General features: G+C 57.6%; 21 protein-coding genes and 1 other RNA gene. 19 read left to right on the top strand and 3 right to left on the bottom strand.

Going from position 1 to position 23,158, the window contains the following annotated elements; all coding sequences use genetic code 11:
• Positions 1-50: 50 nt before the first annotated feature.
• A complete protein-coding gene (locus CQ015_RS17090) occupies positions 51-722 on the top strand; it encodes a 1-acyl-sn-glycerol-3-phosphate acyltransferase (protein WP_105650712.1) in 672 nt (223 codons plus the stop codon).
• 99 nt (positions 723-821) lie between these two features.
• On the top strand, positions 822-2,213 hold the full coding sequence (locus tag CQ015_RS17095; protein ID WP_374954806.1) for a class II 3-deoxy-7-phosphoheptulonate synthase: 1,392 nt from the start codon (positions 822-824) through the stop codon (positions 2,211-2,213).
• A 78-nt stretch (positions 2,214-2,291) separates the two neighbouring features.
• On the opposite strand, the gene CQ015_RS17100 is transcribed toward CQ015_RS17095, so the two are convergent.
• Together CQ015_RS17100 and CQ015_RS17105 are read right to left on the bottom strand one after the other, a co-directional pair.
• On the bottom strand, positions 2,292-4,544 hold the full coding sequence (locus CQ015_RS17100; RefSeq protein ID WP_258138789.1) for a Stk1 family PASTA domain-containing Ser/Thr kinase: 2,253 nt from the start codon (positions 4,542-4,544) through the stop codon (positions 2,292-2,294).
• A 202-nt stretch (positions 4,545-4,746) separates the two neighbouring features.
• Positions 4,747-4,995: a WhiB family transcriptional regulator gene (locus tag CQ015_RS17105; RefSeq protein WP_096256388.1), complete on the bottom strand. Its 249-nt coding sequence runs from the start codon at positions 4,993-4,995 to the stop codon at positions 4,747-4,749.
• Between the two features lie 356 nt (positions 4,996-5,351).
• Here CQ015_RS17105 and CQ015_RS17110 point away from each other — a divergent pair, with 356 nt between their 5' ends.
• Positions 5,352-5,756 carry a hypothetical protein gene (locus CQ015_RS17110; RefSeq protein WP_105554312.1) on the top strand — a complete coding sequence of 135 codons (405 nt, stop codon included), beginning with the start codon at positions 5,352-5,354 and terminating at the stop codon, positions 5,754-5,756.
• Here CQ015_RS17110 and CQ015_RS17115 read toward each other — a convergent pair.
• A complete protein-coding gene (locus CQ015_RS17115) occupies positions 5,753-9,415 on the bottom strand; it encodes an FtsK/SpoIIIE domain-containing protein (RefSeq protein ID WP_105650714.1) in 3,663 nt (1,220 codons plus the stop codon). The genes CQ015_RS17110 and CQ015_RS17115 overlap by 4 nt on opposite strands.
• 283 nt (positions 9,416-9,698) lie before the next feature.
• On the opposite strand from CQ015_RS17115, the gene CQ015_RS17120 reads away from it, so the two are divergent.
• The 16 genes from CQ015_RS17120 (at position 9,699) to CQ015_RS17190 (ending at position 23,100) form a co-directional block, all read left to right on the top strand.
• Positions 9,699-10,925: a CpaF family protein gene (locus CQ015_RS17120; protein WP_105554310.1), complete on the top strand. Its 1,227-nt coding sequence runs from the start codon at positions 9,699-9,701 to the stop codon at positions 10,923-10,925.
• Positions 10,922-11,773 (top strand): type II secretion system F family protein, encoded by an 852-nt coding sequence (locus CQ015_RS17125; protein ID WP_105554309.1) that lies wholly within the window; start codon positions 10,922-10,924, stop codon positions 11,771-11,773. The genes CQ015_RS17120 and CQ015_RS17125 overlap by 4 nt, the downstream gene beginning before the upstream one ends.
• A complete protein-coding gene (locus CQ015_RS17130; protein WP_105650715.1) occupies positions 11,770-12,711 on the top strand; it encodes a type II secretion system F family protein in 942 nt (313 codons plus the stop codon). Before CQ015_RS17125 ends, CQ015_RS17130 begins: the two co-directional genes overlap by 4 nt.
• An 87-nt stretch (positions 12,712-12,798) precedes the next feature.
• Positions 12,799-13,002, top strand: coding sequence for a hypothetical protein (locus CQ015_RS17135; RefSeq protein WP_374954808.1), 204 nt, complete (start codon positions 12,799-12,801; stop codon positions 13,000-13,002).
• A gap of 86 nt (positions 13,003-13,088) precedes the next feature.
• A complete protein-coding gene (locus CQ015_RS17140; protein WP_258133707.1) occupies positions 13,089-13,436 on the top strand; it encodes a TadE family protein in 348 nt (115 codons plus the stop codon).
• Positions 13,429-13,851 (top strand): hypothetical protein, encoded by a 423-nt coding sequence (locus CQ015_RS17145; RefSeq protein ID WP_105554306.1) that lies wholly within the window; start codon positions 13,429-13,431, stop codon positions 13,849-13,851. Before CQ015_RS17140 ends, CQ015_RS17145 begins: the two co-directional genes overlap by 8 nt.
• 19 nt (positions 13,852-13,870) lie before the next feature.
• Positions 13,871-14,308: a hypothetical protein gene (locus CQ015_RS17150; RefSeq protein WP_105554305.1), complete on the top strand. Its 438-nt coding sequence runs from the start codon at positions 13,871-13,873 to the stop codon at positions 14,306-14,308.
• Positions 14,309-14,356: 48 nt separating this feature from the next.
• Positions 14,357-15,472: a peptide chain release factor 2 gene (gene prfB, locus CQ015_RS17155; protein WP_105554304.1), complete on the top strand. Its 1,116-nt coding sequence runs from the start codon at positions 14,357-14,359 to the stop codon at positions 15,470-15,472.
• Between the two features lie 648 nt (positions 15,473-16,120).
• Positions 16,121-17,830, top strand: coding sequence for a sodium:solute symporter family protein (locus CQ015_RS17160; RefSeq protein WP_105554303.1), 1,710 nt, complete (start codon positions 16,121-16,123; stop codon positions 17,828-17,830).
• 2 nt (positions 17,831-17,832) lie between these two features.
• Entirely contained in the window at positions 17,833-17,958 is a 126-nt protein-coding gene (locus CQ015_RS19150; protein ID WP_219843951.1) for a putative transporter small subunit, read from the top strand.
• Positions 17,959-18,315: 357 nt separating this feature from the next.
• Positions 18,316-19,110, top strand: a complete 795-nt coding sequence (gene ftsE, locus CQ015_RS17165; protein ID WP_105554302.1) for a cell division ATP-binding protein FtsE — start codon at positions 18,316-18,318, stop codon at positions 19,108-19,110.
• Complete coding sequence (gene ftsX, locus CQ015_RS17170; protein ID WP_105650716.1) at positions 19,107-20,021, top strand: permease-like cell division protein FtsX; 915 nt, start codon at positions 19,107-19,109, stop codon at positions 20,019-20,021. Before ftsE ends, ftsX begins: the two co-directional genes overlap by 4 nt.
• A 60-nt stretch (positions 20,022-20,081) precedes the next feature.
• On the top strand, positions 20,082-21,545 hold the full coding sequence (locus tag CQ015_RS17175; RefSeq protein WP_105554300.1) for a M23 family metallopeptidase: 1,464 nt from the start codon (positions 20,082-20,084) through the stop codon (positions 21,543-21,545).
• A 54-nt stretch (positions 21,546-21,599) separates the two neighbouring features.
• The gene (gene smpB / locus CQ015_RS17180) at positions 21,600-22,079 is read left to right on the top strand and encodes an SsrA-binding protein SmpB (RefSeq protein WP_105554299.1); all 480 of its coding nucleotides are present in this window, start codon (positions 21,600-21,602) and stop codon (positions 22,077-22,079) included.
• A 105-nt stretch (positions 22,080-22,184) separates the two neighbouring features.
• Positions 22,185-22,553, top strand: a transfer-messenger RNA (tmRNA) gene (gene ssrA / locus CQ015_RS17185).
• Positions 22,554-22,677: 124 nt separating this feature from the next.
• On the top strand, positions 22,678-23,100 hold the full coding sequence (locus CQ015_RS17190) for a hypothetical protein (RefSeq protein WP_146114088.1): 423 nt from the start codon (positions 22,678-22,680) through the stop codon (positions 23,098-23,100).
• Positions 23,101-23,158 lie beyond the last annotated feature (58 nt).

The following is a 23,158-nucleotide window of genomic DNA, read 5'->3' on the forward strand; positions in this document are numbered from 1 at the left end:
TGTCTCCTGCGCAAAGTTGTTCGAAGACGAGAATAAGGAAATGCCACCCCGTGCTCTACGACTTTCTTAAACGGTTCGCGGTCCGGCCATTGTTGCGTATCTTCTTCAAGATCGATCTCCAAGGCATCGAAAATATCCCCGAACATGGTGCCGCGATCCTCGCCTCGAACCACCTGTCGGTCAGCGATTCGATCTTTCTGCCCGCGAGTCTTGAGCGCCCGGTTATTTTTCTTGCAAAGGACGACTACTTCAACGGCAAGGGGCCCAAGGGACGCTTCGTCGCCTGGTTCTTTCGAAACATTAATCAGCTGCCGATGGACCGTTCCGGCGGCAAAGGCTCCGCGGCCTCGCTGGACAGCGCCAACCGGGCACTGCGAGAAGGCAAATTGCTTGGGATCTACCCGGAAGGGACGCGTTCGCCTGATGGCAGGCTCTACCGAGCCAAGCTGGGAGTAGCGAAACTCGCCATGGAATCCGGAGCTCCAGTCATTCCGGTCGCCATGATCGGCACGGATAGGGTTCAACCTATCGGGCAAGGAGTCCCGCGTCCGGGCCGTATCGGGATCCACGTCGGAGAACCCCTGGACTTCAGCAAGTATGCCGAACAGGTCGATGACCCGCAGGCGCTGCGTCACGTGGCAGATGAAATCCGCAAGGCCATCAACGAGCTTTCCGGACAGAACTATGTTGACGTTTACGCCCCGAAAAAAATCAAAAAATAGATGGTCTCGCAACACGCCGGACTTCCAGAATCGGTGTGTTACGTCGAGTTGTTACATTCATCGCGGTGCTTTGATGCTCTCGGACGTAGAATTGTTAAGGTGAGCGAAGAAAACCGAACCCCATTGCCTGGCTCTTCTGTAGCCGGCCCCGCCACCGACCCTCAACTTGATGCGTGGCGTGATTTGCCTATTGCCCAACAGCCCACCTGGCGTGAGCACCCGGACTATAGTGCCTCAATATCCGAACTGGGTTCACGTCCGCCACTGGTATTTGCCGGTGAAGTGGATGTCCTCCGCGAACGCCTGGCCGCCGCGGCGCAGGGTAAAGCCTTCCTGCTGCAGGGTGGCGACTGTGCCGAGACCTTCGACGCGGCGACCGCGGATAAGATCTCAGCGCGCGTTAAGACCATTTTGCAGATGGCCGTCGTGCTTACCTATGGTGCTTCGATGCCAGTTATCAAGATGGGACGCATGGCGGGCCAGTTCGCCAAGCCACGTTCTTCAAATGATGAGACTCGCGATGGCGTGACCTTGCCGGCCTTCCGCGGCGACATCGTCAACGGCTATGACTTCACCCCCGAGTCCCGTGCGCATGATCCGAAGCGTCTGGTGCAGGCTTACAACACCTCATCGGCAACGCTGAACCTGATCCGCGCCTTCACCCAGGGTGGATTCGCAGACTTGCGCAGCGTGCATTCATGGAATGCCGGCTTCATGGCTAACCCTGCGCACTCTGCTTACGAACAGCTTGCCGGAGAGATCGACTCAGCCATCCGCTTCATGGATGCCTGCGGAGCCGACTTCGAAGCATTGAAGCGCACCGAATTCTTCGCTTCCCACGAGGCGTTGCTGCTGGACTACGAGCGTGCCTTGACCCGTACCGATTCGCGTACCGGCCAGCCGTACGACACTTCGGGACACTTCTTGTGGATCGGCGAACGCACCCGCCAGTTGGATCACGCACATGTGGACTTCCTGTCACGAGTGCGCAACCCGATCGGCGTAAAGCTTGGCCCGAACACCTCGCCAGACGATGCGCTGGAACTGATCGAGAAGCTGGATCCAAACCGGGAACCAGGGCGACTGACCTTCATTACCCGAATGGGTGCGCAGAACATTCGCGAAAAGCTGCCAAATTTGGTCGAGAAGGTCACCGCCTCCGGCGCCCAGGTGCTGTGGGTAACCGACCCGATGCACGGAAACACCGTCACCAGCGAGAACGGCTACAAGACCCGCAAATTCGACGATGTCATGGACGAAGTCCGTGGATTCTTTGAGGTCCATGATTCGCTGGGCACCTTCCCAGGTGGCCTGCACGTGGAAATGACCGGTGACGACGTGGCCGAGTGCCTCGGCGGTGCCGACCCGATCCGCCAGGAACAGTTCGACGACCTCTACGAGTCGGTCTGTGACCCACGCCTGAACCACAAGCAGTCCCTGGAAATGGCCTTCTTGGTTTCCAGTGCGCTGCAGAGCCGTGGTCGTCGCTAAACGCCCGCGGCACTAATTAACTTTGGCTTCCCGCGATTGCGGGAAGCCAAAGTTATTTAAAATAGCGAAGCCTTTGGTTTAGAACGCGTACAGGCTGACTTCACTGCCGCGTACGGCGCGCTGGTTCAGTGGGGTCTGCATGCGTACCGTGTCCGAGAAGCCGCCAAGCACCGATCGCGTCGAGACGGTGAATCCGGCTTCCTCAAGCGTTGCACTCGCCTCGGCCAGGCTTTGACCGATCACCGAAGGCACCTGAAGGTATTCAGGCCCCTTGGAGACATGAACGGTGACGGTGCTGCCAAACTCAACGGTTTGCTGCCGTGGGCTCTGATCCGCGACCAACCCTTGGTCAACTTTTGGCGAGTACTGCTGCTCGCCGAGCTTCAGCTTCAAGCCGACCTCGCTCAGCGCCTGCTCGGCGTGCTCCGGTGACATCCCAGCGAGGTTAGGTATCTGCACCGGTGCCGGACCCCGCGAGATCACCAATGCCACGGTGTTTTTCCGCCCCGCCAGTTCGCCGGCGGCCGGTGAGCTGGAAGTGACCTGTCCCTTGGCGACGGAGGAGGAATACTCTAGGCTCGTCTTCACTTTGGCCAAGCCCAGATCGGAAAGTTGCTCGGCGGCTTCCTCCTCGGTCACTCCTTCGAGCGCCGGAATTTCGAAGAGTTCCGGGCCGCGAGAAATCAGTAAATCGACGCCCTGAAACTTCATCATGCTTTCACCGGTGCGCGGCTGGGTTTGCACTACGCGGCCGACAGCGATCTCATCGTCATAGACGGAGTTCACCCGTACCGGTACGCCTTGCTCATCAAATTGGGCGACAACCTGGTTTTGCAACATTCCGGTCAGCGATGGGATGCGAATAATGGTTCCCGGGCCGCGGCCGAAGAACCATGCACCAGCAGCGACTAACGCGATGATAAAAATGAGTACCACCAAGATCACCGAACGCCTTCCGGCAGATTTTGGCTTCACCAGTTGATGGGTGGGTATTTGCGCGGTCTTGCGCCATTGTTTCGCCGCGCGTTTTTGCTCCTGCTTCTGCGCGCGAGCTGAACCATGGGTAGTAGCTGGTGCCACGGGTTTTTCGGCCACCAGAGCTGAATCGTCGAACCCAACTAAATCTTCGCGAGAATAAGCCGCAGTGGCGTCCGTTGCCGGTAACGCTTGGACTGGATCGCCGAGGGACAGCTGAGGTGCCACAGTGGTGGGCTGGGCCTCGCGAAGATCCAATACTTCGGTTGCTTGGGAGGCGCTGATGACCGCGGTGGCTTCTTCGAAGGGAACCGCAGAGTAGTCTTCGGTCGTCGAAGCGGCCGTCTCCCCGAGCGTGTTTTCGTCCAACCACCACGGTTGGCGCTGTTCCTCACGATAACGCTGCCACTCGTCTAGTCGTTGCTGCACGGTGGTAGGCATTGCCTCGGCAGCCAATGGGGCCAAGTCCGAAATCTGACCTAGAGAATCGGCATCAAGGTCGAGCTCCTCATCGGTGAGCGTGGAACGGATCTGGATGACATCATCGAGTAAGAAGCCGGCATTCTGCGGACGGAGATCCGGATCTTTTTCTGTGCAGTAGCGCACCAGTTCATCGAGATCTTCGCTGAGCCCTGGAACCATTGTAGAAGGCAACGGCATTGGCGAATCGAGATGTTGCTTCATCATCGCTGCGGGGTTGGATACCGGGAATGGCAACTGACCGGTGAGCATTTGATAGATCATGATTCCAACGGCGTAAATGTCGCTACGCGAATCGGAGGGCGCCCCTGAAACTAGCTCGGGCGAAACATGGGAGAGCGTGGCGACAAGCGTCCCGGACTGAGTATGCGCGCTGGCCGCACGAGCCAGGCCAAAATCGGTGATCTTGATTTCGCCATTATCTGAAAGGAGAACGTTCGCCGGTTTCATATCCCGGTGCACAATGCCTTCGAGGTGCGCGGCACGTAGGCCGCTGCAGATTCGCTCAAGAACGCTTAGCATCTGCCGTGGAGTAAACCGTCCACGTTCCTCGATAACTTGGGAAAGATTACGTCCGCGAACGTACTCCATCACCAGATACACGTGACTTCCGGAAACGGCATGGTCGCGGATGGACACTACATTCGGGTGGGAGATATTCGCTGCGATAATGGCTTCGGACTCGAACCGTTCGCGGACCATCGATTCGCTAGCGTAGTTCTCGTCCAGTACCTTGACGGCCACAGACCGGTGCAAATTCTGATCCATCGCCCGGTATACCCGTGACATCCCACCGAGCGCGATCAGCGTATCTAACCGATAGCGGTGACCAATTACTTGTCCGACGAGCGAGTCTGGTCGATCCGGGCTAATCAAAGAAAACTCCTGCCACAGGGGAGCACGGATGGCGAGTCTGGGACACGACCTTGCTCCTTTCGAACACAGATACTAAGTGTAGGTTACTCAGCTGGCCTGAGAATTTCACGGGTTAAAGTCGAAATCCGCCAGTAGAGTTGCCACTGACGGATTTCGGACAGCAACCCGGGTTGCGAGAACTACCTCGGGTGCAGCTATTACTCTAAGAAGCGCGACGGGCCCGTGCAGCACGACGCTTCAGGGCGCGACGCTCGTCTTCACTCATGCCGCCCCAGACGCCGGCATCCTGCCCGGACTCGATGGCCCACTGCAGGCAGGTTTCCGTGACGTCGCATCGACGGCATACGCTTTTGGCCTCTTCGATCTGTAATAGGGCCGGACCGGTGTTACCCACCGGGAAGAAAAGTTCCGGGTCCTTTTCCAGACACGCCGCGCGGCTACGCCAATCCATGCTTATTGATGCTCCTTGAAATATTTAGGGGAACGAAGACCTCCCAGAAATCGTCACAAACAGAAAACAACTGCGAATAGGAATTGCAGGTGCGTTACGTTGTGTGTACCGGAAAGGTCATCGATGAGTTGGAGAGGTACGAGCAGGGGTGTTCGTTTAACCAACCACATTAGGTTTTCATGTTACGAGAAAGTAAACAAGAGTCACGGAAGTGAAATGTGGTTGAATGCCTGAGTGCTTTCTCACATGGATTTCCGTGGCTCGCTGCGCTAACTGAAGGGGCTGTGGTCGGTGCCATATTCGCCTTCGATGTTGCGCGTTTGAGTTCCTGAGTTGCTTGCACGAAAATTGTTGTCGTGAGCAACAACGAATCTTCCGTATCCCGTCCTCCCAGCGTTTTGGCCGTCTCAGCCCTGACAATGCTCGAAGCGGTGGCGGTCCTGGTTTACGCGGTCAACTACCTAATGCATCTCGCTGACGCCGGGGACTTGAACATGGGCGGCCGAATCTTCATGCTCGTCCTGTGCTTCGCAGCCGGCGCCTGGCAGATCAGCGTTTCCTTCAACTTCTTCCAGGGGAAGGCCTTCACACGCGCACCGATTATCGTGTGGCAGCTGTTCCAATTGATCCTCTCGTTTTCCTTCTTGCAAGGCCCATTTAGCGGTATCGCGATTGCGGCCATCGTGATCGCCGGAATCATCGTCGTGATGTTGTTTGCACCCAAGACAACCATATTTCTAGGAGACCGCCCGCAATCCTAGAAGTCATCCATGTCGATATAGATGGCGCGTGGTTGCCCACGGTAACTGGCGACCGCGCGCCATTTGTTTACCCGCTGTCTCGATTCTTGAGAACTCAATGGCTCCCACGACATGGGTTGCATATCGTGCGGATGGTGGGCTTCGACTAATGCAACACAACGGTCATCGAGTGCCATGCCCGGCGCCCCGATCTCGTAGGCAAGTCGGCTGGAAGGCGGTACGAATAGCACCGGGATCACCGCACGGCCCAGCGCGGAATTTAGCAACCCGGCAAGTCGTGGGTCGTTCGTATGTTCGAGCACCAGCGCGATATTCCCCGGTGCCATTTGGTCAAGCCGTGATTCGAATTCGTCGATTCCGTGCAAGCGTTCTAGCGACCACCGGTGACACAGGCATTTGCTTAGCTCTTCTCGGATCAAAGGGTTTCCACAGATCAGGAGCGTCATCGCCGAGGCAGACAGACTTATCGTGGCATCTACAAATGAACGCTTGCCAAGCGGGAAAGCCCCTGGCTCGGCTAAGTAGGAAGAGTCATCGATATTCGCGTTCCACACGCCTTGTTCCAAGGCCGCGGGCTGGGGCGAACCTAACTGGATGGTGCGTGCAGCGTCGGTACCGCACACCATTATTCCTCGTCCGACCACGCTTGCAGTTTCGGGCAGGCGAGGCCAGGTCATTTTCAAGGATTCGGTGGCCTGAAAAGGAAAGTACCATTGCTCGGTGCACAGCCCTGCGGCTTTGAGCAGCGCCTGATCCCGATCCACCGCGAGGAGGATGGTGGTGCCACCGGCTGCACCGCGACGCAAGAGACCCCCGAGAACTTCGTCGAAGCGTTGAAAATGCTGTGGGTGCAGCAAGGATTGCAGCTGCGCGACACCATGAACTAGAACGAGTAGGCGCGTGTCTTCGCACCGTTCCTCGAGGTAGTCCAGCGCATCTAGAAAGTCGTAAACGTCTTCCCCGGTAATTTGTCGCAGGTGCGGGCTGCTGCGTTCATCTGCGTTCAGCGCGGGCCCGAAACTCAGTATTTTGCGCGGCAGCCGACACAGGCCGGTCAATAGCTGACGAGGGCCAGCCTCCGGAAGGCCACACACCAACAGGCTGCGCCTCGCCTCGCCACCAAGCTCTAGTGGCTCGAGGGCGCCGTGCTCTAGCTGGTCAGTCAACCCGCACCAAATAGTGTCTGGCCTCATGGGTGACCAGTCCGAACCGGGTGGTTCAGGTTGCGCGGGTAGTGCCGGGGCAAACGGTGAGCGCGGTAATCGAAGCGTCGCCCAGCGCTGAGCCACAGTTTCCATCTGGTCGTGCAGTGCCTCCATAGCTTCGTAGGCAGTTGGGGGCGCCCCAAAGGTGCAGAGCTGCCGTGCGCGGAGGTTCATTGGCCCTCGTTCGGCCAGTTCACCATAGGGCGGTGGGTCGAAGGCGAGCGCAAATTGGAATTTTCGGGTCTGCCGCGTGGCGCAATGGATGATTGCTTGCCCGGGGTCCAACAGCGAGGCAGCGTCCCGGATACCGACCAGCTCAATGGATTCACCCGGGTCATTAACGCGCAGTGCGATCACGGTATTGAGGTTTGCCCGGGTTTGCCCGGTCAGGGTTCCTGCTGGCCGCTGGGTGCTAAGCAACAGGTGAATGCCCAGAGCCCGGCCCACGGCCGCGAGCCGGTCGATTCGTGGGCTGGCTTCCGGGATGGATTCGCTAAATACCCGAAATTCGTCGATCACCACCAACAGCCTTGGCAAGGCTGGCGCCGGATCGCTCAGTTGTTGGTATTCGAGCAGGTCGCTGCAGCGATAGTTGGCCAGCAGTTGTTCGCGGCGAGTGACCTCGACTTCTAATTGAGCCAGGGTGCGTTGCGCGGCCGCCGCGTCGAGGTCGCTGGCGAAGAGTTGGACATGAGGCAAGGCGGCGAAGACCGAAAGCCCGGCTCCGCCCTTGAAATCGACGAGGACGAAGGCTAATTCTTCGGGGGAGTAATCGGCAGCTAGTTCTTTGACAATGCGGCGTAGCGCCTCGGATTTTCCTGATCCGGTGGTGCCGCAGATCAGCATGTGCGGCCCGTCGGAGTCAAAGTCCAGAACCACCGGATCAAGCTGCGTGGTGGTGCCAATGTGGGCGGTCAACCCGGGTCGTACAGGCTGTCCCTCGCCCGTCGGCGGCGCAGGACTGCTGAGGGGACCGTGGGTTTCGGCGAGGTCCAGACATCGATCGATCAGCCGGGCGAAACGCGGTGCGCTCAGCCGCTGCACGTTCCGCAAGGCCAGCTGCGGATCTTCGAGCGAGGCTAGCGGCAACAGGGGATTCACCCACCAGGTGCCCTGCGGCACCGGGGCGCGGCTCAGCCCGAGCACTATCGACTCCTCGCAGGGCTGTGCTGCGGTGGCCAGCACGTACAGGGAGCGCACTTCGCCGGTCGCCGGTGCTGCCAGCAGGCTTGCGCGTGGAGCCGGTGGCAGCCCGGTGCTCACCCCGGGTAACAGGATCAGACTGGCCGGAAGGCATTCGAGTTGCGGGTCAAGTATCAGTTCCAGCCGTCCGGCAAGGACCGCGGGCAGGTAGCGGGCGAGCAGGGCAAACAGCAGTTCGCAGCTCGCCTTGTCCTGATCGCCGACGATCTGCCAGGCGCCGGGAACGCTGGCGGTGAACACCGGCGAGGGGCAGGGGGCATCCAAAGCGCTGCGCGGTTTCCTGCGCCGCTTCTTCTTCGGCGTCATCTCTTCCGCCGCCGGGGACCACAGCCCTCGGCCGAACACCAGCGGAGGCAATCCGGAATTCGGCATCCCCAACTCGGTACGATCCAACCCGGCGAGCAGAGCGATCCCCAACGGCGGCGCATAGGCCTCACGAGCTAGCGCCACCTGGGCGCGGTGCACCACGGCCTTGGCTTTCCACCGGCGACGCTCGAGGATCAGCTGCCCGGCAGGTACGATTCCCAAGAGGGCCGAAGCGCCGCTGAGCAACAAGAACAACATCGACCCGGTGAGCACCGCCAGCAACACCCCGGAAAGCATCGGAACCAGGGCAGCCAAGCACAAGGCGATCAATCGTTGTAGCTCCGGTTTGTCTGGCAGCTGCCAGCGCAGTTGCTCGGCCGACAGACTCTGGCCGGTATCAAGCAGTACCGGATCGCCGACGCACAATTCGGTGTCTCCCAAACAAAAGCGCGTTCCGCGGTGCAGCTGCAGACGGGTCACCGAACTCCGCTTCCCGACGCGGTCCTCCACCCCGATCGTATTTGCATCATCACAGGTCAGTACCAGGGCCGATTGGTCCACTGCAATTTGGGCATGGTGCCGGGCGATCAGCGGGTCCTGCAGCCACAGCGGGGCACAGCGCCCCAGCCGATGCACGCCTTGGTCCAGTCGCACGCTCGCCCCGGCGTCCGGCCCAGATGCGACAAAGAGTTGCAGCGCGGCAGGCATCCGGACCCCCGAGGTGGCAGTGGCTCGCGGAATATCGGTCAGCAACAGGTGAGTGCGCGCGCTGAGCATCCCACAATCTTCCAGAGCGGTGTCTGCCACAAACCAGCGCGTCGCGCCGAAGGAACCGGCCAAAATTTTGGCCAGCCCAGCGCCGTCTAGCTGCGCGGAAACGTCGAGCCTGAATTGGCGCGGCTGGGCGAAACACCGCGCCGCCAGCAGCAACTCATAGCGCACCATGAATTCTCCTCCTCAATCGCTAGCTGGGTCTTGGCAACACTTCAGCACGCACGATGGTCCACTATTCGAGCCGCACCTCGCACTGTGGAAAACCCGTCGGAGTTTATCCACATCTTCGGGCAAGGTATTGAAAGCGCTAGCCGGTGGGGCTAGGCTCCCTTGACATAGCCCTTCTAGCTAACCTCCAGAAAAGGGTTGCAAGACGCTGTGCCGGTGCCGCGCTCGCCGGTGTACCTCGAAGCATTCGGGAACGATTTTCATAGTTTCGGCTAAGGACTTTGACGTGGACGCGCTATCCATCGTGGAAGACGAAGTGCGAGAGCTGGTGCGCCGGCGCGGACTGGACCCTGGCAGACAACCTGCGCTCATCAGATCCCTGATCGACGATGTCTTGCGTGACTATGACGAACGTTCCCTGCTCGGCGCGGTCCCGGCCATCGGATCGCTCGATCAGGTTCGCCGTTCGGTCTTCGACAATGTGGCAGGATTCGGGGCGCTGCAACCGCTGCTCGATGACCCCAACGTCGAAGAAATATGGATCAACTCGCCGCAACAGGTTTTTTGCGCGCGTGGCGGGCAAAGCGAACTGACGCATATCAGGCTCGAATCCGACGAGGTAGCCGGCCTGGTGGAACGAATGCTGAAATCCTCTGGGCGCCGGTTGGATCTGTCCCAACCCTTCGTGGACTGCCAATTGCCCGATGGCTCCCGACTGCACGTAGTCATCCCGGACATCACCCACGAACACTGGGCGGTGAACATCCGTAAATTCATCGCCCGCGCAACGAAGCTCGAAGATTTGGTGGAAATCGGTTCGCTCAGCCAGGATGGGGCAGCCTTCTTAGGGTGGTCGATCGCCGCCGGGCTCAACGTGGTGGTCACCGGTCCTACCCAAGCTGGCAAGACGACGATGCTCAACTGTTTGGCATCCTCCATCGGATCGCGCGAACGCATCATCACCATCGAGGAGATCTTCGAACTGAATCTGGCCCTGCGCGATGTGGTCAGCATGCAAACCCGTCTAGCAAACTTGGAGGGCACCGGGGAAATCACCATGCGTCGGCTGGTCAAGGAAGCGCTACGCATGCGCCCGGACCGAATCATCGTAGGTGAGGTGCGCGAGGCCGAATCATTGGACATGCTCATCGCCTTGAACTCAGGCATCGCCGGACTGTGCACCTTGCACGCGAACTCTGCGCGCGATGCAATCACCAAGATCTGCACCCTGCCGCTGTTAGCCGGACCCAATATCACCAGCGACTTCACCGTACGGACCGTGGCCGCCTGCATCGACCTGGTGGTGCACTGCACCCGCGACCCGAGCGGAAAACGCTACGTCCAGGAAATCCTCAGCGTGCGGGGCCGGGTGGAGGACGGCCAGTTCGAAACCTCAACGCTTTTCGAATACGGGCAGGGCGAGCTGAACCAGGCATCAGGAGCCGACTGGGCGCACGAGAAATTCGCGCTCGCCGGGATTAACGTCGCCCAATTGCTGATGGAACGCTCATGATCGCATTTCTAGGATTACTCGGCGGGCTGGGCATCGCGTTGATAGTGGACTGGCTGCTTTTCGACCCCACTCCGCCGCGGGCCAAACGCCAGTCGGCGATCCGGTTGTCCCTGCTGCGTGCGGGCATCGTAAGCCTGAGCCCGGCAAAATTTGTGGCGATCTGCGCGGCCAATGGACTGGTGTTCGTGCTGATCACCCTCGCTTTGACCGGTTCGTGGCTTTTTGCCAGCGTGTTTTTGCTCTTCGGGCTGTGGGCGCCATGGGTGTATCTGCGCCATCAGGCGGCTAAACGACAGGCGGCGTTGCACGAACAGTGGCCAGAGGTGGTTGATCACCTGCGCAGCGCCATCCGGGCCGGGCTATCGCTGCCCGAATCGTTGAGCCAGCTGGGCAGCATGGGACCAGAACTGCTGCGCCCGGCCTTTCGCGACTTCGCCCTGGACTATCGGGCCACCTCCAATTTTTCCATTGCACTTGAGCAATTGGGTGCGCGGCTGGCGGATCCGGTCTCCGATAAGATCCTGGCCACGCTGCGCATCACCCGCGAGGTCGGCGGTACCGACCTGGGGCAAACCTTGAGCACCCTGGCAGCATTTTTGCGCGATGACGTGCGCACCAGGGGAGAACTGGCCGCCCGCCAGTCGTGGATCGTTTCCGCGGCCCGGCTGGCGGTTGCGGCCCCCTGGATCCTGTTGCTGGTGCTCGGTACCCAAGACGCGGCGAAAAACGCCTACCTGACCTCGGGCGGAGTGGTAGTACTCATCGCTGGACTGCTCATCTCGCTGTTCTGCTATCGGGTGATGCTGCGCCTTGGCACGTTGCCGGTCGAAGAGCGGGTGCTGGCATGAACTCGCTGATCCCGTGGGCGGTGCTGTGCGGCTTCGGCTTCGGCCTGGGCTTATGGATGATCATCGTCAACCTGCCCGCTTGGCGTCCGATGTCCTTCGCCGAACGCGTTGCCCCGCACATCCGTGTGGGCATGCGTTCTTCGCGGATGCTCGAAGATTCCTGGCGTGCTGAATCGCGGAGCCCGGCGGTGGTGCAATTCGCTGCGCCGCTGCTGTCCCAGATCAAACGCCTCGCCAGCCTGCACAGCCCCGGCACCGAGACCGTACGCAAGCGGCTTCGTGCCGCAGGATTGAAAGCCAGCGTTGTGGACTACCGCTCGCAAGAGATCATCTGCGCGCTGTTTGGCCTGCTGGCCGGCTCGGCGCTCATGGCCCTGCTCGCGCTGAGCCGGCCCACAAATTTCGCTTTCGCTCTCATCGGGGCGCTCGGCTGCGGCATGCTCGGGTTCATGGCCCGTGGATGGTGGCTGAACGAACAGATTCAGCGTCGTGCCCGCAAGGTTCTCACGCAATTCCCCACGGTTGCGGAGGTTCTCGCCCTCACTGTGGGAGCCGGTGAATCGACCACCGGGGCGATCGAACGGATCTCGCGTATCTGCCATGGGGTGATTGGCGATGAATTCACCGAAACGCTCAACGAAATCCACGCCGGCAACTCGATGATTCAGGCAATGCAGAATATGTCCGATCGTATCCAAGTTGGGGCGATGACCAGGTTCGTCGACGCGATCGTCGTGGCCACAGAGCGAGGCACGCCGCTGGCACAGGTGCTCCGAGATCAGGCTCAAGATGTGCGTGATGCCTCCAAGCGAGAGCTGATGGAAGTTGCCGGAAAACGTGAAATCAGCATGCTGATTCCAATAGTTTTTGGAGTCCTGCCGTTGACCATCGTATTTGCGGTGTTCCCCGGCCTAGCCCTCTTGGAGATGAGCTATTGACAATTTGCCGCAAGATCACAGTATTTGCCAAACGCAAAAATGTTAGGAAGTAATCCCATGTCAAGCTTCCAATCGTGGCTTCTGATCATGTCACTACGGCTGTCCGAAGGTTGCCAGAATTTCTGGCGTCAATTCACGGTGAAGCTGCGCGAAGAGCGCGGCGACGTCCCCGGATGGGTCATGATCACCTTAATGTCCGCTCTGCTCGTTGCCGCGTTGTTGGCCATCGCTGGTCCGCGTTTGCAAGACCTCTTCAACCAGGCGATCGATCGAGTCTCTGGATTAGGCTGAGCCAGGGGTCCGCGAAGATGAGCAGCGCCGCGACCGTGGTACGACGTCGCTTCCGGAGACAAGGCCCGGATGAGGCAGGATCGGCCGTGGCCGAATTCGTTATGATCACCAGCTTGCTGATCGTCATCACGTTAACGCTGATTCAACTGACGCTGGTGCTCCATGTGCGCAATACGCTCACCGACGCGGCGGCCAACGGCGCGCACTACGGGGCGTTGGCAAACCGAACTCCAGCCGACGCGGGCGGTCGAACCCGCCTGTTGATTGCCGAATCCTTGCATAGCGGTTTCGCCCAAAACGTGCAGGTGTCAACGAGCGCGGTTGGGGAAAGCCAGCTAGTGAGCGTCACCGTGTCGACGCGGGTGCCGTTGATCGGGCTACTGCCCAACGGGTGGAATTTGAGTGTTCGCGGCGATGCGGTGCGTTATGGCTAAAAGTACGCCCCGTGCCTCGCACGATGAAGGCAGCGCCATCGTGGAATTTGTGTTCGCCTCCACGGTTTTGCTGATCCCAATGATTTACCTGATCCTCGCGGCCGGTCAACTCCAGGCAGGATCCTATGCAGTGGTCGGCGCGGCCGACCAAGCCGCCAAGGTCTTCGCCGTCGCCGATACTCCCGCCCAGGCGCATTCCAACGCCCATCAGGTGGTGGAGCGTGCGATGAATAACTTCGGTTTATCCGGTGCCAGCACGCAGATATCCTGCGATCTTGATTGTCTGAGCCCCGGTAGCATCGTCACGATTCAAGTGTCCTTGCGCGTGCAGCTGCCGTTTGTCTCCGACTACTTTGATGTCTCCGTTTTCACCGTCGACGCTGCCTCGACACAACGAATCGACCGTTTTGGATAGCGGCGGGAGGTGGCCGAGGTTGCTGCGTACTGCCCGCGCCGAGGACGGGCAGTCGCTGGTGCTTGCCATTGGGTTGTGCGCGATCACCTTGTTGACTATCTCGGTGGTGCTCGCCGCCAGCGCGGTGAACCTCAAAGCGCGCCAGCTTTTGTCCGTCGCCGATGGTGCGATTGTCGCGGCCGTGGATGAGTTCGAATTTGTAGCCGACGGAGGTCAGCCACGGATCGAACTGAACCAGGCTCAAGTGCGGGCGGCAGTTCAGCGCTATCTGCAGGATGTGGACGCGGGACAGCGTGTCGATAATCTTGCCATTGGATCGGTACAGATTCTGCCCGATGGCCAAGGCGCGCGTTTATCTCTGACTGGTTCGGTGCAGCCACCGATCATCGGGTGGATCGTCCCGTCCGGGGTGAATATCAGCGTCAATTCCTCCGCGCGCACCGTTTTGAGCAGATAGTGTCGCGAGCTTAAGCCGTCCGCTTTCATGGCGTAGGCTTAGATAACTATGGCAAAAACTGACTTCTCCGCTGAAATTCGTTCGCTTCGATCCACTTTCTCTGCGATTGAGGACGTAAGCGACGTTGCTCAAATCAAGGCCGATATCGCCATGCTTTCGGAAGAGGCCGGTGTCCCTGACCTATGGGATGATCCAGCCAGCGCGCAAGTTGTCACTAGCAAGCTGTCCCATCGCCAGACAGAACTTGAACGCCTGAATAAGTTGCGCACGCGAATTGACGATCTTGAAGTTCTCGTGGAACTTGCCGAAATGGAAGACGACGACGAAACCCTGGTCGAAGCGGACAAGGAACTCATCTCGATCCACAAGGCGCTGGATGAGCTGGAAATCGTCACATTGCTCAATGGCGAGTTCGATTCGCGCGGTGCGGTGGTGACGATCCGTGCCGGAGCCGGCGGCGTCGATGCCGCAGACTTCGCCGAAATGCTGTTGCGCATGTACCTGCGCTGGGCGGAAAAGCACGGTTACAAGGCCACCGTAATGGATACCTCCTATGCGGAAGAAGCAGGGTTGAAATCCGCTACCTTCGAAATCGACGTGCCATACGTCTTCGGAACTCTTTCCGTCGAAGCCGGAACCCACCGCCTGGTACGGATCTCACCATTCGACAATCAAGGGCGCCGTCAAACCTCCTTCGCTGCGGTGGAAGTTGTGCCCCTGATCGAACAGACCGACACCATCGAAATACCCGAATCCGAGCTTCGAGTGGACGTCTTCCGATCCTCGGGACCAGGCGGCCAAAGCGTGAACACCACCGACTCGGCGGTCCGCATGACGCACATTCCCACTGGCACCGTGGTGTCGATGCAGAACGAGAAATCACAAATCCAGAACCGCGCCGCCGCCTTGCGCGTCATGCAGTCGCGTCTGTTGCTGATTAAGAAGCAACAGGAAAGTGCGCAGAAGAAGGAGCTGGCTGGAGACGTTAAAGCATCGTGGGGTGATCAGATGCGCTCCTACGTGCTCAACCCTTATCAGATGGTTAAGGACCTGCGTACCGAACACGAGGTCGGCAACACTCAGGCGGTACTCGACGGTGAAATCGATGATTTCATTGACGCTGGAATCCGTTGGCGAGCGGGAAATCGACGCCCCGCGAACTAACTCAAAGGCCTGGAACTGAAATAGTTTCAGGCTTTTTTGTTTCCAAATTTCTCTAATTTTTAGAACTAAAAAGTTCAAGTTTATCGCCGATTTCGAGGCGATATCCTAGGAATTCAGCTACCTGAAAATCGAGTACATGCTAGGATGAAATGGTTGCTGCGGGCATTGCACCCTGCGGTTTTCGCGATTCTAGTAGCTCAGAACCCGCTCGATGTAGGCACCTTGGCCTCTTTGAAGCCGTCGGAAGCGCCATCGATAATGGCAGGTAGACGCGAAAATTAGGTGCATCATTTTGCGAGACCACGGCAACGAATGAACAACCGAGAATCTATAGATTTGAACGGATGTTCGCGCGCAATTGTGTGTGGCATTTCGGTTTTTAAGGAAAGAAATCGCATTAATGCGACCGTGCTGTCCCGGAATCGGGGCAGCTCTTTGCGTGCCAGTACAAGGATGCGAAGTAACTGAAAACGATACGTAACGATGAGTGAAGGAAGTGATTGATGGATAGAGGGCTTATGTACGTCGGCTAAGCGAATCCTCGCGAATCATTTCGCGGGATGAGACGTGCGAACCACGCATCAAAGGTTCCGAGGCTTGCCTCGGAAGATGCCAATTCTCAACTACGTCGTTTGAAGGAGGTGGCGTGTGAACAACCCGGAAACGGTCGGTTTCAGCGCCTTGATCATCGTACTTTTACTGGTCTTATTCTATGGGGGAACTTTTTTTGTTTCCACGAAGATTGGCCAGAAAAATGAAAACGCCGACGGTTACATGACCGCAGGCAATAAAATCGGATTCGGAATCTCCGCGGCCAGTATGACCGCGACATGGATCTGGGCATCCTCAATGTATGCCTCCGCCGCCTCGGGCTACACCTACGGCATCAGTGGTCCTATTCACTACGGTCTCTGGGGCGCCCTGATGATTCTGTTCATCTACCCGTTCGGTAAGCGGATCCGTAAAGTCGCACCGAAGGCCCATACCCTGGCCGAAGTTATGCACGCCCGCCACGGTCGCTCTAGCCAGCTGATGCTAGCCGGTTCGAACATCGTCGGTTCGGTCATTTCATTGATGTCCAACTTCATCGCCGGTGGCGTGCTCATCTCCATGCTCTCTCCCTTCAACTTCATTCAAGGCGTACTCGCGGTAGCCGGTGGCGTACTGCTCTACACGCTGTGGTCCGGATTCCGCGCCTCGGTTCTCACCGACTTCATGCAAGTTATGGCGATGCTTGGTGCCGTGGCAATCATCGTCCCGTTCATTTTCTTCGCTGCCGGATTCCCCGCGGCGTTCGAGACCGGTGCCGGCAACCTGAGCGCCCAACAGTCGAACTTCTTCTCTTCCGAAGCATTCCTGAACCAGGGTGCCCCGTATATCGCAGCGGTGTTGGCTTACGCAATCGGTAACCAAACCATCGCACAGCGTCTGTTCGCTGTTCGCGAGGATTTGATCAAGCCGACCTTCATCACCGCCACCATCGGCTACGGCGCCATGGTTATCGGTGTCGGCATGATCGGCGTACTAGCCCTGTACCTAGGCTTCGAACCAACCGATGGCAACGTCAACAACATCATTCCGGAAATGGCCATGAGCTACCTGCCTGGTATCTTGTTGGCTCTGTTCTTCGTGATGATCATCGGTGCGCTTTCATCCACCGCTGACTCGGACCTAGCTGCTTTGTCATCGATCATGATGGCCGATGTTTACGGTCAGAACGTTGCAGGCAAGAAGAAAGCCAATCCGAAGACCATGTTGTTGGTTGGACGTATCACGATGATCGTGGCAACGGTCTTGGCGGTCTGCCTCGCTAGTTTGCAATTGAACATCCTTGACCTTTTGGTCTTCGTCGGTGCACTCTGGGGAGCTTTGGTGTTCCCAGTGCTTGCCAGCTTCTACTGGAAAAAGGTCACAAACAAGGCCTTCACCGCAGCGGTATTGGCCGCCTTGGCTGTTTTCATTCCGGTGCGTTTCGACTTGATTCCAATGGTCGGATTCACCGCCATAGTCATTGAGCTCCTGGCGATTCTTGGTATCGGCATTGTGCTTGGTCTGATGAGTTTCGGCTTCTTTGGGCTGCGTCCTGCATTGATCGTCGGCACCATCGCCTCGCTCGTCGCAGCACCATTCTGCTTCGGCTTCTTGCGTGACTACACGACCTTGACCGCCTCGCTCGTCGCTTACTCGGTGAGTACCTTGATTTGTTACTTCATGTCGTTCCGTTCCAAGGAAGACTTTGACTTCGCGGTCATCGCCGAGCGCGCTGGCGACTTCGACCCGGTCGAAGAACTAATCAGCACCGCCACAAGTGGTGCGGATAAAACCGAAGGTACGAATACTCCGAAGGGGAAGGGATAAACATGCTGGCACTCACCATTTACGTATTGGCCTGGCCCGTGGTCGTTGCCGGAGTGGCGATCTTTATTGGCAGGGCCTTCATCATCGAGGCCCGCGCAGCAAAGCGCAATGGCCACCCGCTGATCTAGCATTCTAAATTCGGGGGTAAGTGCCGGTCATGTGCCGACGCTTACCCCCGAGATATTTAACAGCGGCCAGATCAGATCCCTTGTTGGATAGGCCGGGCCCTTGAATTATCCGGAAGTACCGCTGATGTGCGGAAGGTCACCGGGGCCACTTGTTTGACGAAAAAGTAGTCAGGTCACCGTGTTTCACGGTTTGCGCCAAGCCTGTGGAAACAGCATGAATGTGACAACACACCGTCCCAGCCGCACGCGATGTTCACGTTGCACCGATAAGGTTTGGAAGACTGGCGCATCAAAAACGTTCGATCTCGACCTGAGTTTCCGTGGGTCGCGCCCCGACGGCAACTAGCGATTGAAGACATGATTAAATTCGAAAATGTCTCGATGGTTTACGAGCCGAAGCAGAAGAATGCTGCTTTGAATGACGTAAACATCGAGGTTAACCGTGGCGAATTCGCCTTCTTAGTTGGAGAATCCGGCTCGGGAAAGTCTACTTTTCTGAGCTTGATACTGCGCGAAAAACGAGCCACGGACGGAGCGGTATACGTTGCAGGTCAAAACCTGAACCGTATCCCGAGCCGACGCGTGCCCAAATTGCGCCGCGACATCGGATTCGTGTTCCAGGACTTCAGACTGCTTCGCGAACGGACCGTGTTCGATAACGTCGCGTTTGCGATGGAAGTTATCGGTGCCTCACGCGCGCAAATTCGTGAACGTGTTCCGGACGCGCTGAGAATGGTCGGACTAGAAGATAAGGCCCGCCGTAAACCAACCGAACTTTCAGGTGGCGAGCAGCAGCGTGTGGGTATTGCCCGCGCCATCGTGAACAAGCCATCGATCCTGCTTGCCGATGAGCCGACTGGTAACCTCGACCGCAAAAACAGCGTCGAGGTCATGAACGTGCTTGATCGGATTAACCAGAACGGCACCACCGTGCTGATGGCCACGCACGCACACGAACTGGTCAGCGAATTCCGTCATCGCGTCATCGAACTGAGTAAGGGCAACGTCGTCCGCGACGAAGCAGATGGTCAGTACACGGCGATGACCACCGTAATTAATCAAGACGGTTCTCGCGAGCTGCTCACCGGCGAGGCCGCTAAGGAAGCATCTGGCGAGCTCGCAACGAACGTAGAGAAGGACGAGGACCAGTGAGACTAGGATTCATCCTCCGCGAGGCTGCTAAGGGCCTTCGGCAAAATGTCATCATGGTCGTCTCTGTTGTCTTGGTGACTTTCGTATCCCTGACCTTCGTGGGCGCTTCGGCGTTGCTGCAGCTGCAGATCAACCAGATGAAGGGTTACTGGTATGACCGCATGGAAGTTGCGGTCTTCTTGTGCGACGACAACACCGCTGCGCCGAATTGCGCCGGCGAGGGGGTCACCGATGAGCAGCGCACGAGTATCCAGCAACTGCTGGAATCTGACGAGATGGCTCCGTACATCAAGGAATTCGCGTATGAGTCGAAGTCTGATGCGCTGAAGAACTTCAAGGAGCAGTACAAGAACTCTTCACTTGTCGATCAGGTCACCGAAGATCAGCTTCCGGAGTCGTTCCGTGTTGGGCTAGTTGACCCGGAGAAATATCCGGTGATCAACGAGGCGTTCTCCACAGTAGCGGGCGTCGACTCGGTGGTGGACCAACGCGAACTTTTGGAAAAGGTTTTCCAGCTCGTACGAGTAGCATCGGCCGCCGCGGCGGTGGTGGCGATCGTGATGATTGCCTGCGCGGTGCTGTTGACCGGTACGACCATTCAGCTTTCTGCGATGCACCGGCGTCTGGAAACCACAATTATGCGTTTAGTCGGTGCTTCGAAAACGACCATTCAACTTCCGTTTATTATCGAAGGCGTGATTGCCTCCGTTATCGGTGGATTACTTGCTTCGGGCACCCTGTGGCTGCTTGTGAAGTTCCTTGTTCAAGATAAACTCGCCAACGAAAACGTTGGAGTTGCCTTCATTTCGACGAATGAAGTTCTACTAGTTGCTCCAGGGCTCTTGATTATTGGTATCGTTTTGGCCACAATTTCTTCAGTGGTAACGTTGAAGCGTTACCTGAAGGTTTAGTTGTTCGTTATCTTTGGTCGAACTTCAGAACTTGATGCAAAAAAACCTCTAAGGAGCAGTATGCTATCCAACGCGGTGCGACGTAAGTTCCTACGCGCCACCATCGGTGGAGCCCTTGCTTTGTCACTTACTTTGCCGGCGGGGATCGTACTCGCCGACGAACTGGATGACCGTAAGGAAAAGGTCGAACAGAACATCGACAACCTCGAACAGGATATGGAAGTCCTAGACGCGGATATCGTTGAGACGGATCGCAAGCTGCGAGAGCAACAAGCACAAGTTCCGGTGGCAGAAGCGGCCTTGGCTGACGCGCAAAGCCGTGTAGCGAATGCCCAAGCCACCGTCGCTGACCTGACGAATCGGTTGATCAGTGCCCAGGCCACGCGTGACAAGGTTGCCAAGGCGATCGAAGAAAACGCAGCCAAGATTGCTGAAGCTGAAAACACCATGGCGCAGATCGCCTCCGAGGCATACAAGCGCGGTGGAGTTTCTAGTGGTCTAGACATGATCCTGAACATGGACTCAGCCACTGCCATGGCCGAAGGTCTCGACATGGCCAATAGGGCTATGGATTCTCAGAACGCCGTATATAACGATCTGGCGCAAGAGAAGGCAACGGACGAAAGCAACAAACTTCGCCTGGCCGCCGTAGAGGAAGAAATTTCTTCGCTCAAGGGGCAAGCCGAAGAAGCTCTCGCGCAGGAACAGGGCGCTCGCGATGCAGCGCAATCGGCCAAAGATGAACTGAACGCCCTCGTGGCCAGCACCGAATCACTCAGTGCCGAGCTGGAATCTAAGAAGCCGCAGATTCAGGCGAAGCTGAAGTCGCAAGAGCAGGAATACGCCACGGTTAACCAGCAGATCAAAGAACGCCAAGAGCGCTTGATCCGCGAAGAAGCCGAGCGCAAGCGCAAGGCGGAGGAGAAAGCTCGCAAGGAAGCCGAGGCGGAGCGTCAGCGCATCGCCAAAGAGAAGGCAGCCTACGAGGCCGAGCAGGAGCGCCAAGCCGCCGAAGCGAAGCGGAAGCAGCAGACGTACAAGAAGAAGCAATACGTCGCTCCCAAGGCAAAACCGAAAACCGAATCCCGCGCGGAACCAAGTAGCTGGGGCTTGATCAAGCCAACGAGCAGCTCGCGTATTACTTCCAGCTTCGGCTGGCGTCCGACCCCGGCGGGAACCATCGACTACACCGGTCGCGGCGGCTATGTTCACGCAGGCGTTGACTGGGGCTTCGGTGGCCAGTGTGGTTCGCCGGTTGTCGCAGCTACCAGTGGTGAAGTGTGGTTCGCCGGATGGGGTGGTTCCTCGGGCAACAAGGTGACTGTTTCGCACGGTGTCGTCAAGGGCAAGGCTTTGGCAACGAACTACCACCACCTTTCACGTATCGCTGTGAGCAACGGCCAGCACGTCAACCAGGGCCAGGTCGTCGGGTACGTGGGCACCACCGGCAACTCGACCGGTTGCCACCTGCACTTCGAAACGATCATCAACGGTTCGCACGTGAACCCATTGGGACTTCTCTAGCGTTAGACTTGTTATTTGTGCGCGGGAATCCGCCCGCGACATGCAAGGAGTGTCATGGCTAAGAAGAACCAAGAAGATCGCATCATCGCGAGCAACCGCAAAGCGCGCCACGATTTTGAGATTCTAGATACCTTCGAAGCGGGCATGGTGCTGACAGGGACCGAGGTCAAGTCGCTGCGCGAAGGTAAAGCTTCGCTGGTGGACGGATTCGGCCAGTTCTACCGCAATGAGCTATACATTGAGAATTGCTACATTCCTGAGTACCTGAACGGTTCGTGGACTAATCATGCCGCACGCCGCCGCCGCAAGCTCTTGCTGCATCGGGCAGAACTGCTTAAGATCGAACGAAAAATCTCTGAGTCAGGCCTGACCATCGTCCCGCTGAAGTTGTACTTCAAAGACGGGCGCGCGAAGATCGAAATCGGCGTGGCTCGCGGTAAGCGCGAATACGATAAGCGACAGACGCTGCGTGAACAGCAAGATAACCGCGAAGCACTGCGTGCAATGCGAGAGCGTAATCGCGGACACGCATAAGCGTGAGGCGAAACTCGTTGGGATACCCTCCAAGATTGCGCTATGATTGTTTAACGCACCTTTGGTGTGGTTGTACCCGGGAGACCGGGACTGACAACAAAATACGGGGATGATCGGTTTCGACGGTGTGAGTCGCGACAGATGAAGCGGGCCGAGGATGCAAAGTTATCTCGTAAACGCTCTTTGCAAAACAATAAGTGCCGACTCAAAGCGCACTGACTTCGCTCTCGCTGCCTAAGCAGCCAGACAGTCCGTAAGCCAGGGGATGCTATCGCCCCTGTTCCTTACGTCATTTAGATAGCCCCTGTATCCAGCGGCCGTTACCGCTGTTGGGTACATATTTTGGTAACTGTGCCTGGATCAACCACATGTTTGCGTGATGGTTGGGGCAGAGAAAATCCGCAGCAAACTGCGCCCGGAGAAGACCTGGCAACACCACATCGGACGGGAGTTCAATTCTCCCCATCTCCACGTATTTTAGCCCCGTAGCCCTTGTGGTTACGGGGTTTTCTTTTTTCATGATGCTTAAAACGGCCTAAATGATGCTTAAAGCTAACCCGGAACAACTTAGACACGACATAGAACGGGTTAGATCAAAGTGGCAGTCATCCAAGAAGTGGATCGGAAAAAGGGCACGGGTTATCGGGTTGTCTACCGCAATAGAGACACCGGGAAAATGTCTTCACGCATGTTCTATGAACCGGACCAGGCTCAGACGTTCAAAGATTTTCTCGAAGCGAATGGTGCCAGCCTCAAAGCCGCTATCGAAGTAAAGCGCGTGCATGACAAACGGCTTCCACGCGTTCACGAAATCGTCACCTCTCATATCGACCAGCTCAGCAAACCGCAATCGGGCACGATCAAGCGCTACCGAAAACACAACGCTGGGCACATCGTAGATTCGAACCTAGGCAAGCTGGCAATCGACAAGGTAACGAAGCAAGCGGTCATCGAATGGATGGACGGGTTGCGCGCATTGAAGGGCTCGAATGTGCCGGTCGGTGAATATTTGACTCTTTGAGAGCCACCAATATTGAGATTCAGAGCCACCCGTTATTGCAGTTCGGAGCCACCCAATA

Origin of the sequence: Arthrobacter sp. MYb221 (assembly GCF_002979835.1) — a bacterium.
GTDB lineage: Bacteria > Actinomycetota > Actinomycetes > Actinomycetales > Micrococcaceae > Glutamicibacter.